The organism is Lichenicola cladoniae (assembly GCF_013201075.1).
Classification (GTDB): domain Bacteria; phylum Pseudomonadota; class Alphaproteobacteria; order Acetobacterales; family Acetobacteraceae; genus Lichenicola; species Lichenicola cladoniae.
In genome coordinates this window covers 34,256-48,821 of record NZ_CP053708.1, presented here as the reverse complement: position 1 = coordinate 48,821, position 14,566 = coordinate 34,256, and the positions used below count along the sequence as shown (strand labels likewise).

The 14,566-nt window shown below is 67.9% G+C and carries 14 protein-coding genes; 12 read left to right on the top strand and 2 right to left on the bottom strand.

Annotated elements, in window-relative coordinates; translation table 11 throughout:
- The gene (locus tag HN018_RS00210) at nt 1-606 is read right to left on the bottom strand and encodes a glucose-6-phosphate isomerase (RefSeq protein ID WP_204259618.1); all 606 of its coding nucleotides are present in this window, start codon (nt 604-606) and stop codon (nt 1-3) included.
- A gap of 211 nt (nt 607-817) precedes the next feature.
- On the opposite strand from HN018_RS00210, the gene HN018_RS00205 reads away from it, so the two are divergent.
- The 7 genes from HN018_RS00205 to HN018_RS00175 all read left to right on the top strand — a co-directional run bounded on the left by HN018_RS00205 (nt 818) and on the right by HN018_RS00175 (nt 8,044).
- Nucleotides 818-1,795: a substrate-binding domain-containing protein gene (locus HN018_RS00205; RefSeq protein ID WP_171834283.1), complete on the top strand. Its 978-nt coding sequence runs from the start codon at nt 818-820 to the stop codon at nt 1,793-1,795.
- 10 nt (nt 1,796-1,805) lie between these two features.
- Nucleotides 1,806-3,389 (top strand): sugar ABC transporter ATP-binding protein, encoded by a 1,584-nt coding sequence (locus HN018_RS00200; protein ID WP_204259617.1) that lies wholly within the window; start codon nt 1,806-1,808, stop codon nt 3,387-3,389.
- Nucleotides 3,389-4,384 (top strand): ABC transporter permease, encoded by a 996-nt coding sequence (locus HN018_RS00195; RefSeq protein ID WP_171834282.1) that lies wholly within the window; start codon nt 3,389-3,391, stop codon nt 4,382-4,384. The genes HN018_RS00200 and HN018_RS00195 overlap by 1 nt, the downstream gene beginning before the upstream one ends.
- Nucleotides 4,384-5,922 carry a xylulokinase gene (locus HN018_RS00190; protein ID WP_171834281.1) on the top strand — a complete coding sequence of 513 codons (1,539 nt, stop codon included), beginning with the start codon at nt 4,384-4,386 and terminating at the stop codon, nt 5,920-5,922. Before HN018_RS00195 ends, HN018_RS00190 begins: the two co-directional genes overlap by 1 nt.
- Nucleotides 5,923-5,937: 15 nt before the next feature.
- The gene (locus HN018_RS00185) at nt 5,938-6,723 is read left to right on the top strand and encodes an SDR family NAD(P)-dependent oxidoreductase (RefSeq protein WP_171834280.1); all 786 of its coding nucleotides are present in this window, start codon (nt 5,938-5,940) and stop codon (nt 6,721-6,723) included.
- A gap of 12 nt (nt 6,724-6,735) precedes the next feature.
- Entirely contained in the window at nt 6,736-7,512 is a 777-nt protein-coding gene (locus HN018_RS00180; protein WP_171834279.1) for an SDR family NAD(P)-dependent oxidoreductase, read from the top strand.
- Between the two features lie 88 nt (nt 7,513-7,600).
- On the top strand, nt 7,601-8,044 hold the full coding sequence (locus HN018_RS00175; protein WP_171834278.1) for a hypothetical protein: 444 nt from the start codon (nt 7,601-7,603) through the stop codon (nt 8,042-8,044).
- A 6-nt stretch (nt 8,045-8,050) separates the two neighbouring features.
- Here the strand turns inward: HN018_RS00175 and HN018_RS00170 are convergent, their stop codons facing one another.
- Entirely contained in the window at nt 8,051-9,052 is a 1,002-nt protein-coding gene (locus tag HN018_RS00170; RefSeq protein WP_172443409.1) for a lysylphosphatidylglycerol synthase domain-containing protein, read from the bottom strand.
- 199 nt (nt 9,053-9,251) lie between these two features.
- Between HN018_RS00170 and hpnA the strand changes: the two genes are divergently transcribed.
- From hpnA to hpnE, 5 genes are read left to right on the top strand one after another with little or no spacing between them, the layout of a single operon-like run.
- The gene (hpnA, locus tag HN018_RS00165; RefSeq protein ID WP_171834276.1) at nt 9,252-10,244 is read left to right on the top strand and encodes a hopanoid-associated sugar epimerase; all 993 of its coding nucleotides are present in this window, start codon (nt 9,252-9,254) and stop codon (nt 10,242-10,244) included.
- Between the two features lie 18 nt (nt 10,245-10,262).
- Nucleotides 10,263-11,420 carry a glycosyltransferase gene (locus tag HN018_RS00160; protein WP_171834275.1) on the top strand — a complete coding sequence of 386 codons (1,158 nt, stop codon included), beginning with the start codon at nt 10,263-10,265 and terminating at the stop codon, nt 11,418-11,420.
- A 5-nt stretch (nt 11,421-11,425) separates the two neighbouring features.
- Nucleotides 11,426-12,319, top strand: a complete 894-nt coding sequence (gene hpnC / locus HN018_RS00155; protein ID WP_239479363.1) for a squalene synthase HpnC — start codon at nt 11,426-11,428, stop codon at nt 12,317-12,319.
- Nucleotides 12,320-12,335: 16 nt separating this feature from the next.
- Complete coding sequence (hpnD, locus tag HN018_RS00150) at nt 12,336-13,196, top strand: presqualene diphosphate synthase HpnD (protein ID WP_171834274.1); 861 nt, start codon at nt 12,336-12,338, stop codon at nt 13,194-13,196.
- Between the two features lie 2 nt (nt 13,197-13,198).
- Complete coding sequence (hpnE, locus tag HN018_RS00145; protein ID WP_171834273.1) at nt 13,199-14,506, top strand: hydroxysqualene dehydroxylase HpnE; 1,308 nt, start codon at nt 13,199-13,201, stop codon at nt 14,504-14,506.
- Nucleotides 14,507-14,566 lie beyond the last annotated feature (60 nt).

The following is a 14,566-nucleotide window of genomic DNA, read 5'->3' as shown; positions in this document are numbered from 1 at the left end:
TTACGCCGCTCCCGATCCGGTCACGCGTGGCCGATAGCGCGGGTTCGGAATTCGGGTCCACCCGCCGGAGCCGTCATCGACGATCAGGTCGCGCATGCCGCCGGCGCTGGCGATGATGTCGTAATCCTGCCCGGCATCGGCCGGGTAGCAGAACAGCGTGACGAGCGGCTCGGTCCCGACATTGACGCTGCGATGGATCCAGTGCGGCGCCACGTACACCACGCTGTTCGGCGTCATCTCCTCGGTACGGATCGTGCCGTCGGCAAGCTCCATCAGCATGACGCCATGCCCGGACTGGCAGAAATAGATTTCCGGCCGGTCGCTGACCGCGTGGATATGTCCACGGGTAAAGATGAACTCGTCACCGACCCTGCCCGGATACAGCATGCTAGTCCCGAAAATGACGTCGCCGGCGCGATCCGAGGGGCGAAACTCGTCCACCCGATAGGCAATCTCGGCACCGCGCGTACGGGCGATCTCGGTGAACGCCGCCTCGTTCGCGAACAGCCCCAGCAGATCGTCGTAGCGCTTTTCGTAGCGCCGGGTGCGCCCCGTCATCTCGCCATCGGGTGCGATAAGCACGGAAGTAGGCAGGGGAACCGACATCGATGAACCTTCCAGCGCATCTTAGATGCAACATGATTAGGTAGTTCTATTACGCGATTAGAGCAGCATGCAACCATTCCTATGATCTTTTGCACCGCAAAATATGGGTTTCATGCTTGCCTGCGTGATCGCTTAATGTTGTATTGCTACCTTATAAGAAGGCAACGCTACGGAACCATCCGGCTCTGCCTTCAAGGGGAGAACAAGGTTCATGAAGACGATTCTTGCGGCAGCCTTTCTGGCTGGAGGCGTGGCCATCGCGGCCGGGTCGCCGGTTGCCGAGGCCAAGACGGTCAAGATCGGCCTGTCGATGCTGACCCAGAATGCGCCCTACTACGCAGCCTTGCAGGCGGCGGTGCAGAAGGAGGCGAAGGTGCTCGGCGCACAGGTCGTGACCGCCGACGCCAACAACGACATGCTCAAGCAGATCTCGGATGTCGAGGACATGCTGTCGCAGAACATCGACATCCTGATCATGGATCCGAAGGACGCCAAGGGCCTGGTCGGCGTCACCAAGGAAGCCGTGGCGGCGCATGTTCCGGTGATCATCGTCGACAGCTCGATCGATGCCTCGGCGCCGGTGCTGACGACCATCCAGTCCAACAACGCCGAGAACGGCAGGATGATCGGCGACTGGCTGATCGGCCAGGTCAAGAACAAGGACCTGCACATCGCCCTGCTCAGCGGCGACCAGGGCAACGTGGTCGGCGAGGCCCGGCGCGACGGCGTGATGGGCGGCATCATCGAGGCGCAGCTGCGCCAGGTCGGGCATGCGGGCTTCACGGTGGTCGGCCAGGGCTGGGGTGGCTGGACCCAGGAAGGCGGCGTCAAGGCGATGGAAGACCTGATGACCGCGCATCCCGACATCAACGCGGTGCTGGCGGAAAACGACAGCATGGCGCTGGGCGCGATGCGGGCGATCCAGGATGCCGGCAAGGCAGACAAGAACATCATGATCTTCGCAGCGGCAGACGGCCAGAAGGAAGCGGTCAAGCTGATCATGGAGGGCAAGTATGGCGCCACCGGCCTGAACGATCCGGCGGTCATCGGCAAGATGGCGACCGACCTCGCCGTGCAGGTCGTCAACAAGACCGCCCCGGCCGACATCGCGAAGATCACCTACACGCCACCCGTCGCCATCACCAAGGCGAACGCCGCCGAGTATTATAAGCCGGACGCGTTGTTCTGAGCCGACCGACATGATGCCGACCGGATCATCTCAGCTGTCGAACGGCACGCCTGCCGACAACGATGGCCAGGAGCGCACCGGGGTCGAGATGACCGGGATCTTCAAGGTGTTCGGCGGCATCAGGGCTCTCGACGGCGTGTCGTTCTCGGTTCGGCCCGGCGAAGTGCATGCGCTGCTTGGCGAGAACGGCGCCGGAAAATCGACGCTGATGAAGATCCTCGCCGGCGCGCACCAGGCAACGACCGGCGAGATTCGCGTCGGCGGCAACAAGGTGATCATCAACTCGCCGCATGCCTCGCGAGCGCTCGGTATCGGCATCATCTACCAGGAGCTGGCCCTGGCGCCCGACCTGACGGTTGCGGAAAACATCTTCCTCGGCGAGTTGCCGCGCCTGATGAACATCCGGTCGTTGCGGGTCCGCGCCCGTGCCCTGCTGGACGAGCTTGGTTTCGCGATCGATCCGGGCGCCATGGTCGGTGACCTGCCGCTTGCGTTCCAGCAGGCGGTGGAGATCGCCAAGGCGATGTCGCGGCGCGTCCGTATCCTGATCCTGGACGAACCGACCGCGGTGCTGGCGCCACCGGAACTGGAGCGGCTGCTCGATGTTGTCAGGGGACTGTCGCGGCGCGGCGTCAGCATCGTCTATATCTCCCACCGCCTCGACGAGATCTTCCGGATCGCCGACCAGATCACCGTGCTCAAGGACGGCCGTACCGTCGGCACCTACCCGGTGGCCGGCATGGACGAGCATCGGCTGATCTCGCTCATGGTCGGGCGTGAGACGTCGCAGCTTTTCCCCAAGGTGGCACGCACCAAGGGCGATGAATTGCTGCGGGTCGAGAACCTGTCTGCTTCAGGCCTAGTCAAGAACGTTTCGTTCAGCCTGCATGCCGGCGAAGTGCTGGGGATCGCCGGGCTGATCGGCAGCGGACGCACCGAGCTGGCACGCGCGATCTTCGGCGCCGACCGGATGGAGACCGGCACGATCAGCCTGTCCGGACGGCCCGTCACGATCCGTACGCCAAGACAGGGCGTCGCCGCCGGGATCGGCCTGGTGCCGGAGGATCGCAAGAGCCAGGGCCTCGTCCTGGCGTTGCCGATCCGGCAGAACGTGACGTTCACCACCCTGCGGCGCTTCACCAACCGGTTCGGCCTGCTGCGTCGTGGCGCCGAGCGCATTGCGGTCGATGACGTGGCGCGACGCACGACGATCCGTGCGCGCAACCTCGATCTGCCGGTGAGCAGCCTGTCCGGCGGCAACCAGCAGAAGGTCGTGCTGGCGAAGTGGCTCGACGCGGGTTGCAAGATCATCATTCTCGATGAGCCGACCCGCGGCGTGGATGTCGGCGCGCGCGCCGAGATCTACCAGCTGATCGAGACGATGGCGGCAGCCGGCCTGGGGGTCATCATCATATCGTCCGACCTGCTCGAGGTTATCGGAGCGTCGGACCGCATCCTGGTGATGAGTGGCGGCCGGATAAGCGGCGGCCTGTCGCACGACGAGTTTTCAGAAGCGCGGATCATGCAACTTGCCCTGCGCAGCGTGGCGCATGTCGGTGCGGACCATGCGGACCGGATTCCGGAGGAGGCCTGATGGCCACGATACGAACAATCGACGCGCCGGGCGGCGCCCACGCGAAGCAGCGTTTCGACGCGAAGTCGTTCGCCGCCAACTACAGCACGATCGTGATTTTCGTGGTCCTGGTGCTGATCGCGAGCTTCATCTCGACCAGCTTCCTCAGCAGCCGCAACATCGAGAACGTCCTGCGGCAGGTGGCCAGCACCGGCGTCATCTCGATGGGCATGCTGCTGGTGATCCTGACCGGCGGGATCGACCTGTCGGTCGGCTCGGTGGCAGCGCTCGGCAGCATCCTGTGCGCCTCGCTGCTCACCACCCAGCCGCTGTGGATCGCCATCCCGGTCAGCCTGGCGGCCGGCGGGGCGCTGGGCGCGGTCGCCGGCTATTTCGTCGCCGTGCGCCGGATGCCCGCCTTCGTGGTGACGCTCGCGGTGATGACCATCGCCCGCGGCTCGGCGCTGATCGTGTCCAAGGGCCGGCCGATCTTCATGGGCGACAACGGCGCCTGGCTCGGCGACGGCTTCAACCGGGGCAGCCTGCTCGGCATTCCCATGCCGGTCATCCTGATGCTGCTGGTGTTCGTGGGAACCGCCTTCGTCCTGAGGCTGACCGCCTATGGGCGGCTGATCGTCGCGATCGGCTCCAACAGCGAGGCGGTGCGACTGTCCGGCGTCCGCGTCACCCCGCGCATCTTTTCGGTCTATGTCGTGTCGGGCATGCTGTCGGCACTGGCCGGGATCGTCATCACCGCCCGGTCCGGTGTCGGGTCGCCGGTGGTCGGCATCGGCATGGAGCTCGATGTGATCGCCGCGGTGGTGATCGGCGGCGCCAGCCTGATGGGCGGTCGCGGCACCGCGCTGAACACGCTGATCGGAGTGCTGACGCTGGGCGTGATCGGCAACATCATGAACCTGCTGAACGTGCCGGGATATCATCAGGAGGTGGTCAAGGGCTTCATCATCCTGATCGCGGTGCTGCTGCAATCCTCGTTCTGGCCGCGCCGCGCCTGATGGCCCGGGATCTGCTGCTCGCGATCGATGTCGGCACCGGCAGCGTGCGTGCGGCGCTGCTGACCGGGACCGGGGAAACGCTGGCGTTCGCGGCGGCCGAACACGAGCAGATCGTGCCGCAATACGGATGGTCCGAGCAGCGGCCGGCCGACTGGTGGACCGGCGCCGTCGCGGTGATCCGGCGCGTGCTGGACATGCTGCCTGGTGCCGCCGCGCGTGTCGCCGCGATCGGCGCCTGCGGGCAGATGCATGCGACGGTGCTGGTGGATGCGGACGGCCAGCCGGCACTCGAAGCGGTGCCGCTCTGGAACGACAAGCGCAATCGCACGCTGCTCGACACGTTCATGCAGGAGCAGCCCTGGGAAGCGCTGCTTCCTGTCGCCGGCAACCCGCCTTCGGTCGCGTGGTGGGGCTTCAAGCTGCAATGGCTCAAGGCGCACCGGCCGGAGGCGTATGCACGCACCGCGCTGGTCCTGAGCCCGAAGGACTGGATCAATTTCAGGCTGACCGGTGCCGTCGCGATCGACGCACCGGAAGCCTCCTGCACCTATCTGTTCGATGTCCGGCACGGAACCTGGAGCGATGCGCTCGCGCAACGTCTGGGGCTGGATCCGAAGCTGTTGCCGCCGATCCGTGAACCGTACGACGTCCTGGCCGGAATCTCGCGGCAGGCGGCGGCGGAAACCGGGTTGCACGAGGGCACGCCGGTGGTCGTCGGGATCAGCGACTATCCGGCGGCGCTGCTCGGTTCGGGCGTGATCGAGCCGGGGCTGGCATCGGACGTGACCGGAACCTCGACATTGCTGACCTTGTGCACGACCGCACCGGTGCTGCATCCGGTGATCAGCAACGTGCGCGGGGCACTGCCGAACTGGTCCGCCTTCACCATCCTGGATGCCGGCGGCGACGCGATGCGCTGGGCCAGGCGCGCGTTCCATGAAAACCATTACGAATACGACCGGATCGTCTCGCTCGCGGCCGGCGTACCGGCCGGCGCCGGCAGCCTGGTGTTCCTGCCTTACCTGAACGGCGAGCGGCTCGGCGAGCGCGCGAACTCACGGGCGCAGTTCATCGGCCTCACCAGTGGCCATGGCGCCGGGCACCTGCACCGCGCGGTCATGGAAGGCGTCGCCTTCGCGGCGGCCCGCAACCTGCGGATCATGGAAGCGGCGGGCAACCGGCTCGACCGTGTCGTCGCCGCCGGCGGCGGCGCGAAGACGCCGCTCTGGCTCGAGATCAAGGCCAGCCTGTACGGATGCCCGATCCTGACCACCGCGGCGGAAGAAAGTGGCGTGCTCGGCTGCGCGATGCTCGCCGGAACCGGGATCGGGCTCTATCCGGACCTGCCGGCAGCGGTGTCGCAGCTGGTCCGCTTCACCGGCGAGATCCAGCCCAATCCTCGCTGGATGGAGACCTATGCCCGCCTGCAGCCGGTATTCGACCACGCCTACACCAGCAGCGAACTCTACTGGACCATGCTCGAGGCAGCGGAAGCAGCGGATACGGCCGCCGGCTCGCATCTGCAAACCAGCAACTAGATCGGAGACCATGTCTTGGCGTCGACACGTTACCTGGACAAGTACGACCTGACCGGCCGGACCGCGGTCATCACCGGCGGTGGCCGTGGGATCGGCCTGGCCTGCGCGGAAGCCCTCTCGGAAGCCGGCGCACGCATCGTGCTGCTCGAGCGCGACGAGGACGCGGCCCGTTCGGGCGCTGCCAGCCTGTCGGCGTCGGGGGCGGAGGTTTCCTGGCGACTGGTCGATGTCGTCGATCCTGACGCGCTCGAAGCCGCCGCCGCCGCGATCGAGCGCGAGGTCGGCCCGGTCGATATCCTGGTCTGTTGCGCCGGCATCGCGATCAGCGGCGTGGCCGCCGAAGTCGCCACGCCCGAACAGTGGCGACAGGTCATCGACATCAATCTGAACGGGGTGTTCTGGTCGTGCCAGGCATTCGGGCGCGCCATGCTGGAGCGCGGCCGTGGCGCCATCGTGAACATGGGCTCGATGTCAGGCCTGGTGGTGAACCGTCCGCAGGAACAGGCATCGTACAACGCGTCCAAGGCGGCGGTGCACCAGCTTACCAAGTCGCTTGCCGCCGAATGGGCGAGACGCGGCGTGCGCGTGAATGCGGTGGCACCGACCTACATCGACACGCCGATGACCCGCTACGGCATGCAGGATGAAACCCTGAAACATGCCTGGCTCGACGCGACGCCGATGGGCCGGATCGGACGGACCGATGAAGTCGCCTCGGTCGTGCTGTTCCTGGCCTCCGAAGCGGCGAGCCTGCTGACCGGCAGCATCGTCGTGGCCGACGCCGGCTACACCTGCTGGTAAGGGTCCAGGTTCATGAACGCATCATTCTCCGCCGTCATCGGCAGTTTCTCGCCCGGCCTGTTTCGCGACCGGCAGGTGCTGGTATCGGGCGCGACCAGCGGGATCGGGCTCGATCTCGCACGCGGCTTCCAAGCGCTCGGCGCCTCCGTGCTGGCGACCGGTAGTTCGGCGCGCAAACTCGAGACCCTGCATGACGATCCGCTCAATGACGGCATCCGGTTCGCGCAGCTGGACGTGCGCGACGACGCGGCGATCGGGCGCACGATCGACGGTCTGGACCGACTCGATGTGCTGGTGAACGCGGCCGGCATTGCGCGTCCGCAGGAAGAATACGAGCTGGCGTCCTTTCTCGACGTGATCGACGTCAATCTCAACGCGGCGATGCGCACCGCGACGGCCGCCCGCCGGAAACTCGGCCGGAACGGCGGCTGCATCATCAACTATGCCTCGATGCTGTCGTTCCTGGCCGACGCCGATGTTCCGGCCTACTGCGCCTCCAAGACCGGGCTGCTCGGACTGACCCGCGCACTGGCGCATGCGTTCGGCGTCGAGGGCATAAGGGTGAACGCGATCGCACCGGGCTACCACAAGACCGACATGACGCAGGCGCTGTGGTCGGAGCCGCGCCATCATGACGCGATCGCCGGCCATGCCGCGCTCAAGCGCTGGGGCAGCACGACCGACCTGGTCGGCGCCACCCTGTTCCTTGCCAGCCCCGCCGCATCCTTCATCACCGGCATCTGCCTTCCGGTCGATGGCGGCTACAGCGTCGGTGGCACCATCGGCTGATCGCATCGATCGGCACGATCGGCCGACGGTTGCCTGTCGGCCGGATCCGTGAGCCCCTGGCGGCAGTTTTGGCGTCTGGAGCTCATCAATGGCCTCTCTCTCGATCGGCGACCATGTCTCGGACCTGAACGGATCGCACGATGGCGAGCTGGTCGATATCCAGGGCAGCACCGGCTACGTGGTGCAGGCCAACGGCGTCGAGCTCGAGTTTCCGCTGAGCCGGTTGAAGCCCTACCAGGCACCCAAGGTCGCGGAGACCCGCACCCTTTCCGGTCCGTTGCGCGATACCACCCTCGGACCGGCCCACAAGGCTCTGCTGGCGTCGGTTCCGGACGACGTGATCGCGGCCATCGCCAGGAGCTACGAGACCGGGGACGAGGGTGCCGCGGCGCGTCCCTCGTTCGCCAGGCTGCCGGACTCCAAGAAGCTCGACATCATCCGGATCTACCTGCCGTCGCTGCCGCAGCGCATCCTGGCCCCGCACATGAGCCTGGTCGTGGCGATGCGCGACCTGGCGAAGCCGGGCCGCTAGCCGCTTCTAGACCATGATTCTCGACGGCTTGCGGAGGCGCCTGATCTCGGCCGCCTGCCACGCCAGCAGGACCGGCAGGCCGATCGCCAGATCCCGGCCACGGCGCAGCAGCGACAGGCCGAACGAGAGATGCGGGTCGAGCCCGAACAGGCTGCCGAGGGTGATGTAGGCCACTTCCTGCACGCCCAGCGCCGCCGGCACCATGAACGACAGCGACAGCACGCCGCTGGCCACCCCCTCGATCGCCATCGCCTCGCCGAAGCCGATCGGCGCGCCCAGCAGCCGGTATGCGAGCCAGACCCAGCCGGCACCGGCGGTCCAGGCGCACAGATGGATCAGGCAGGCAGCGGCGATGCGGCCCGGGCACTCGTAGAACCGGTTCAGCCGTTCCTGCAGGCTGTCGATGCCGCTCTGCAGCGCGCCCTTCCATTGCCCGGCGACCTGGTTGCCGAGCAGGTCGATGCCGCGCCGGAACAGGCCGGACGCACTCCGCTGTGCCCAGATGAAGATCGCCATCGCCACGGCCATCAGCACCATGCCGATCGCCACCGGCCCGGCAAAGCTGCTCTCGGGCCGGCGATCCAGCAGGAACAGCAACCCCAATACGACGAACAGGATCTGCCCGAGCACCTCGGTGGTCACGTCGACCACGTTGGCAGCCGACGCCTCCGGCCAGCTGATCGCCCTGGCGCGCGATGTCGCCGGGAAGCAGGTGGCGCGCATGGCGATCAGGATGCCGCCCAATTGCGAGAATGGCAGGCATGTGGTGGCCGCCTCGCGGACCAGTCGCGACCGGAACAGCCGCCCCAGACCGATCCGCGGACAGGCGACGCTCCAGGCGACCGCCAGGATCAGGTCGGTCGCCAACTGGGCGACCACCAGAGCGGCGAAACCGGCGGCCCCGACCGAAACGACCGCCTTCAGGACCGCTCCGGCACCGAGCCAGCCGGTGAAGCCGGTGATCAGCACCAGGCCCAGCACCGCCAGCAGGATCGAGACGGTCTTCAAGCCGCGCTGCCCCTTTTTCAAGGTCGGGCATGATTGCTCCGGAGGGTGCGTCTACACCAGCCGCCCGGTGCCAGCTACATCACGCGGTGGCGACAAACCAGGCTTTCAGGGATGCGGCGACGGTCAGCCCTTTGACCGGACACCGCCGGCAGGGCAACTGTCCGGCAGTTCGCGTTGCCGCCCGGAGCCGTATCCGCCCATGTCCCTGCCTGTCCTGGTCACCGGTGCCACCGGTTTTGTCGGTTCCGCGGTCGCGCGTGCCCTGGCGGCGCGCGGCCACACCCTTCGCCTGCTGGTCCGGAAGGGTAGCGACCGTCGCAACATCGCCGGGCTCGACGCCGAGCTGGTCGAAGGCGACCTGGGCAAGCCGGAGAGCTTCGCCCGGGCGCTGGAGGGCACCAGCGCGCTGTTCCACGTGGCAGCGGATTACCGTCTGTGGGTGCCCGATCCGGCCACGATGATGAAGGCAAACGTCGAGGGCACCCGCTCGCTGATGCTCGCGGCGCAGGTCGCCGGCGTGAAGCGGATCGTGTACTGCTCGTCGGTCGCCGCACTCGGCCTGGTCGGCGACGGCAGTGTTGCCGACGAGACCACGCCGGTGCACGAGCATGCCATCATCGGCGTCTACAAGCGGTCCAAATACCTGGCCGAGCAGGCGGTGCTGGCGCTGGTGCGCGACCACGGGCTGCCGGCGGTGATCGTCAACCCGTCGACCCCGGTCGGGCCGCGCGACATCAAGCCGACCCCGACCGGGGCGATGATCCGCGATGCGGCCGCGGGCAAGATGCCGGCCTATGTCGAGACCGGCCTCAACCTCGTCCATGTCGACGACGTGGCGGAAGGCCATATGCTGGCGTTCGAGAAGGGCCGCGTCGGCGAGCGCTACATCCTCGGCGGCGAGGACATGTCGCTGAAGACCGTGTTCGCGCTGGTATCGGAGGTCGCCGGTGTCCGCGCCCCGCGCATCCAGCTCGGGCAGCGCGTGCTGTGGCCGGTCGCCGTAGCCTCGGAAGCGCTGGCACGCGGCTTCGGGATCGAGCCACGGGTGACGCGCGAGATGTTGGCGATGTCGAAGAAGAAGATGTTCTTCTCGTCCGACAAGGCACGACGCGAACTCGGCTACGCGCCGCGACCGGCCCGCGAGGCCGTCACCGACGCTGTCGACTGGTTCCGCCAGGCAGGCATGATCTGAACCCATGCTGATGACACCATGCTGATCCTGGCGATCGCGACGCTGCTGCTCTGGCTCGGCCTGATCGGGCTGCATGGACGGTTCTGGCAGGCCGGGCCGATCCTGCGTCCGGTGCCGGTCACCGACCAGAAAAGCTGGCCATCGGTCGCGGTGGTCATCCCGGCGCGGGACGAGGCGGACTCGATTGCCGCGTGCCTGACGTCGCTGCTGGCGCAGGACTATCCCGGCCCCTACCGGATCATCCTGGTCGATGACGGCAGCAGCGACGGCACCGGCGCGGTCGCCCGCAGCCTGGGAACCGACCGGCTGGCTGTGCTCGACGGCGCCGCCCGGCCACCGGGCTGGAGCGGCAAGCTATGGGCGGTGGCGCAGGGCGTCGCCGAGGCACGCAGGCTGCGTCCCGGCGAGGAGGGTTTCTTCCTGCTGTGCGACGCCGACATCACCCATGCCGGCGCGCACGTCACCACCCTGGTCGCCAAGGCGCTGCGGGACCGGCTCGACCAGGTATCGGAAATGGTCGAGCTGAACTGCACGAGCCCGGCCGAACGCGCACTGGTGCCGGCCTTCGTGTTCTTCTTCCAGCTTCTCTATCCGTTCGGACGGGTGAACGACGCGCGCTCGAAGACTGCCGCTGCGGCTGGCGGGACCGTGCTGATCCGTCGCACCGCCCTGACCCGGATCGGCGGGATCGAGAGCCTGCGCGGCGCGCTGATCGACGACGTGACCCTGGCCACCCGGGTCAAGCGCAGCGGCGGCGCGATCTGGCTCGGCCATTCGATGCTGGCGAAGTCGATCCGGCCCTATCCCGCGCCGGTCGATGTGTGGCGGATGGTGGCGCGCACCGCCTATGTCCAGCTCCGGTTCTCGCCGCTGCTGCTACTCGGCACCGTGCTGGGCATGGGCCTGGTCTGGATCGTCCCGCTGCTGACGCTGCTCGCCGGCCATGGGGCGGCCCGGTGGATCGGGGCGGCCGCATGGCTGCTGTCGACCGGTTCGTTCCTGCCGACGTTGCGCCGGTTCCGGCTGTCCCCGGCCTGGGCGCTGTTGCTGCCCGGGATCGCCCTGTTCTACACCCTGGCGACCATCGGATCGGCCATCGACCATCATCGTGGCCGTGGGGTGGTCTGGAAGCGCCGGGCTTACCGTGACGCCAGCAAGGACGTGACCGCCGCATGAGCGCGATGCCCGAGAGGCTCAATATGGTCCTGGACCGGGCGCCAGGCGCCGCATCGGCGACCGACGTGTCGTCCGGCAAGGGCAAGGCGGACGAGAATTTCCCGGTCGGGTCGGTGCTGATCGCGCGCTCGCTGCGGCCGCACGTGCATGCCTACTACGCCTTCGCACGCGCCATCGACGACATCGCCGACAATGCGGTTTTGCCGTCCGACCAGAAGATCGCCCGCCTGGATACGATGCAGGCGGTGCTGCTGGGCCGGCAGGAGAGCGGTCCCGACCTCACCAGGGCCGAGATCGCCAGCGCCGTGGGGCTACGTGACAGCCTGGCCCGGACCGGCATCGAACCGGCCCGCGGCACCGACCTGATCGTCGCCTTCCGGCAGGATTGCGTGAAGCACCGGTATGCGAGCTGGGCCGAGCTGCTGGATTATTGCCGCTACTCCGCCAATCCGGTCGGGCTGTACCTGCTCGACCTGCACGGCGAGGGCGCCGCCACCCATGCACCCTCGGACGCGCTCTGCTCGGCGCTGCAGGTGCTGAACCACCTGCAGGACTGCAAGGCCGACCTGGACGAGCTTGGCCGCTGCTACCTGCCGGAATCGTGGCTGGCACAGGCCGGACAGACCGTGGAGTCGGTTCGCGGCGAGCGCCTGACCACCGGGCTTCGCCAGGTGCTGGACCAGGCGCTGGACCAGGTAGACCGGCTCAACCGTGAGGCCGCGCGCCTGCCCGGCCTGATCGCCGACCGGCGGATGCGCCTGGAAGCCGCGGTGATCGTCGGATTGTCGCATCGGCTGGCGCGCCGGCTACGACGACAGGACCCGCTCGCCCGACGAGTGAAGCTGTCGCGCGGCGATGTCGGGGTCAGCCTGCTGGCCACCTTGCGGCATCTGCTGTGACGCGGGACCGCTCCGCATGAGCCAGACCCCGCTGGACTGCGCGCCGGACGACCTGCAGGTCGTGGAACAGATCGTGCGCCGCTCGGGCACGTCGTTCGCACGTGGCATGGGCGTCCTGCCGCCGGACCGCCGCTACGCGATGTTCGCGATCTATGCCTTCTGCCGGCTGGTCGACGACGTAGCCGACGAGGACCTCCCGTTCGACGCCAAGCTGCCGCGGCTGCAGGAGTGGCGCGGCCGCATCGCCGGCCTCTACGAGGGTTGTGCCGCCGATCCGCTGGACCGGGTGCTCACCGCCTCGATCGAGCGCTACGACCTGCGCGAAACCGATTTCGCCGCGGTGATCGACGGCATGCAGATGGATGCCGAGGAGGTGATCGTCGCACCCGACCTCGCCACGCTGGATCTCTATTGCGACCGCGCCGCGTCCGCCGTCGGACGCCTCTCGGTGCGGGCCTTCGGCGATTCGTCCGCAGAGGCCGACCAGGTGGCTTTCCATCTCGGGCGGGCGCTGCAGCTGACCAATATCCTGCGTGACCTCGGCGAGGATGCGGAGCGCGGACGGCTGTACTTGCCGCGCGAGGTGCTCACCCGATGCGGTGTGCCGCTCGACCCGGAAGCGGCCCTGGTCTCCCCCTCGCTGCCCGCCGCCTGCCGGATCATCGCGGCCAGGGCGAAGCTGCATTTCGTGGCCGCCCGTGCGGCGATGCGGCTGTGCGACCGCAAGGCGATGCGCCCGGCGCGGCTGATGGCGGCAAGCTACGCGGCGATCCTGTCGACGCTGGTGAAGGCAGACTGGCGCGAGCCGTCCAGGCGCCTATCGGTGCCGGCCTGGCGCAAGCTGCTGATCGGGCTGCGCGCCCTGGTCCCGGCCTGAGCATGGCAGGCACGGTCCATATCGTCGGCGGCGGCCTGGCGGCCCTGAGTGCGGCGCTGGAACTGGCGGAAGCCGGACGCCGGGTCGCGATCTACGAGGGTGGGCCGGCCTGCGGCGGACGGGCGCGGTCCTACGACGACAAGCTGCTCGGCTGCCGCCTCGATAACGGCAACCATCTGCTGCTGTCGGCCAACGAGACCGTCTTCGCCTATCTCGATCGCATCGGTGCCAGGAACACGCTGGTCGGACCCGGCGCGCCGATCTTCCCGTTTCACGATCTCGCCGCCGGGCTCGACTGGACGGTGCGCCTGTCGGCCGGGCGGATCCCCTGGTGGGTGTTCTCGAAGCGCCGGCGGGTTCCCGGCATGCGCCTGGGCGAACTGGTGGGCCTGCTCAAGCTGATGCGCGCCGGCCCCAACCGGACCATTTCCGAGTGCCTGGAGCCGGGCGCGCTCGCCGACCGGCTGATGATCCCGCTCGCCGTCTCGGTACTGAACACCCGGCCCGAGATCGGCAGCGCGGCGCTGATGGGTGCGGTCATGCGCGAGAGCATGGCCAAGGGCGGTGCCGCGTGCGTGCCCTGGTTCCCGGCCGAAGGCCTGTCCGAGAGCCTGGTCGACCCGGCGCTGGTGCGGCTGCGCAGCCTCGGCGTGACCATCCGCACCGGCTGCCGCGTCGCGGGCCTGGGGCTGGTGCATGGACGAGTCGGCACCATGCTGCTGCCCGAGGGCCAGGTCGATCTGGGACCGGGCGACCAGATGATCCTGGCGGTGCCGGCGCAATCGGTACGCGACCTTACTGCTGGCGTGCTGCCGGACCTGACCGCGCCGGACCAGTTCGAAAGCATCCTCAACCTGCATTATCGCGCCGACGTGCTGGACCAGGTGACCGGCGACCTCGCCCGCGCCCGCTTTGCAGGCGTGGTCGGCGGCCTGGCGGAATGGGTGTTCGTCAAGCCGGGTATCCTGTCGGTGACGGTGAGTGCCGCCAACCATCTGGCCGATCGTACGCCGGAATCGCTCGCCCTCTCGATCTGGCGCGAGGTGCGTGCGGTGGTGTCCCCCTACCTGAAGCCGGGAACGGCCCTCCCCGAGGCGCCACCGCTCTACCGCGTGGTGCGTGAGAAGCGCGCGACCTTCGCGGCGACTCCGGCGCAGGAGCGGCTGCGGCCGCAGTGCCTCACCAGTGTGCCCAACCTCATGCTGGCTGGCGACTGGACCGCGACAGGCTTGCCGGCCACGATCGAAGGTGCAATGAGGTCCGGCTTGGTCGCGGCCAGGGCGTTGACCCAGGTTGCCGGCCGCCACTGACCTGAGCGGATACCGATGATCGAACTTCATCAGTACGCCCCGGCCATACGCAGGCTGGAG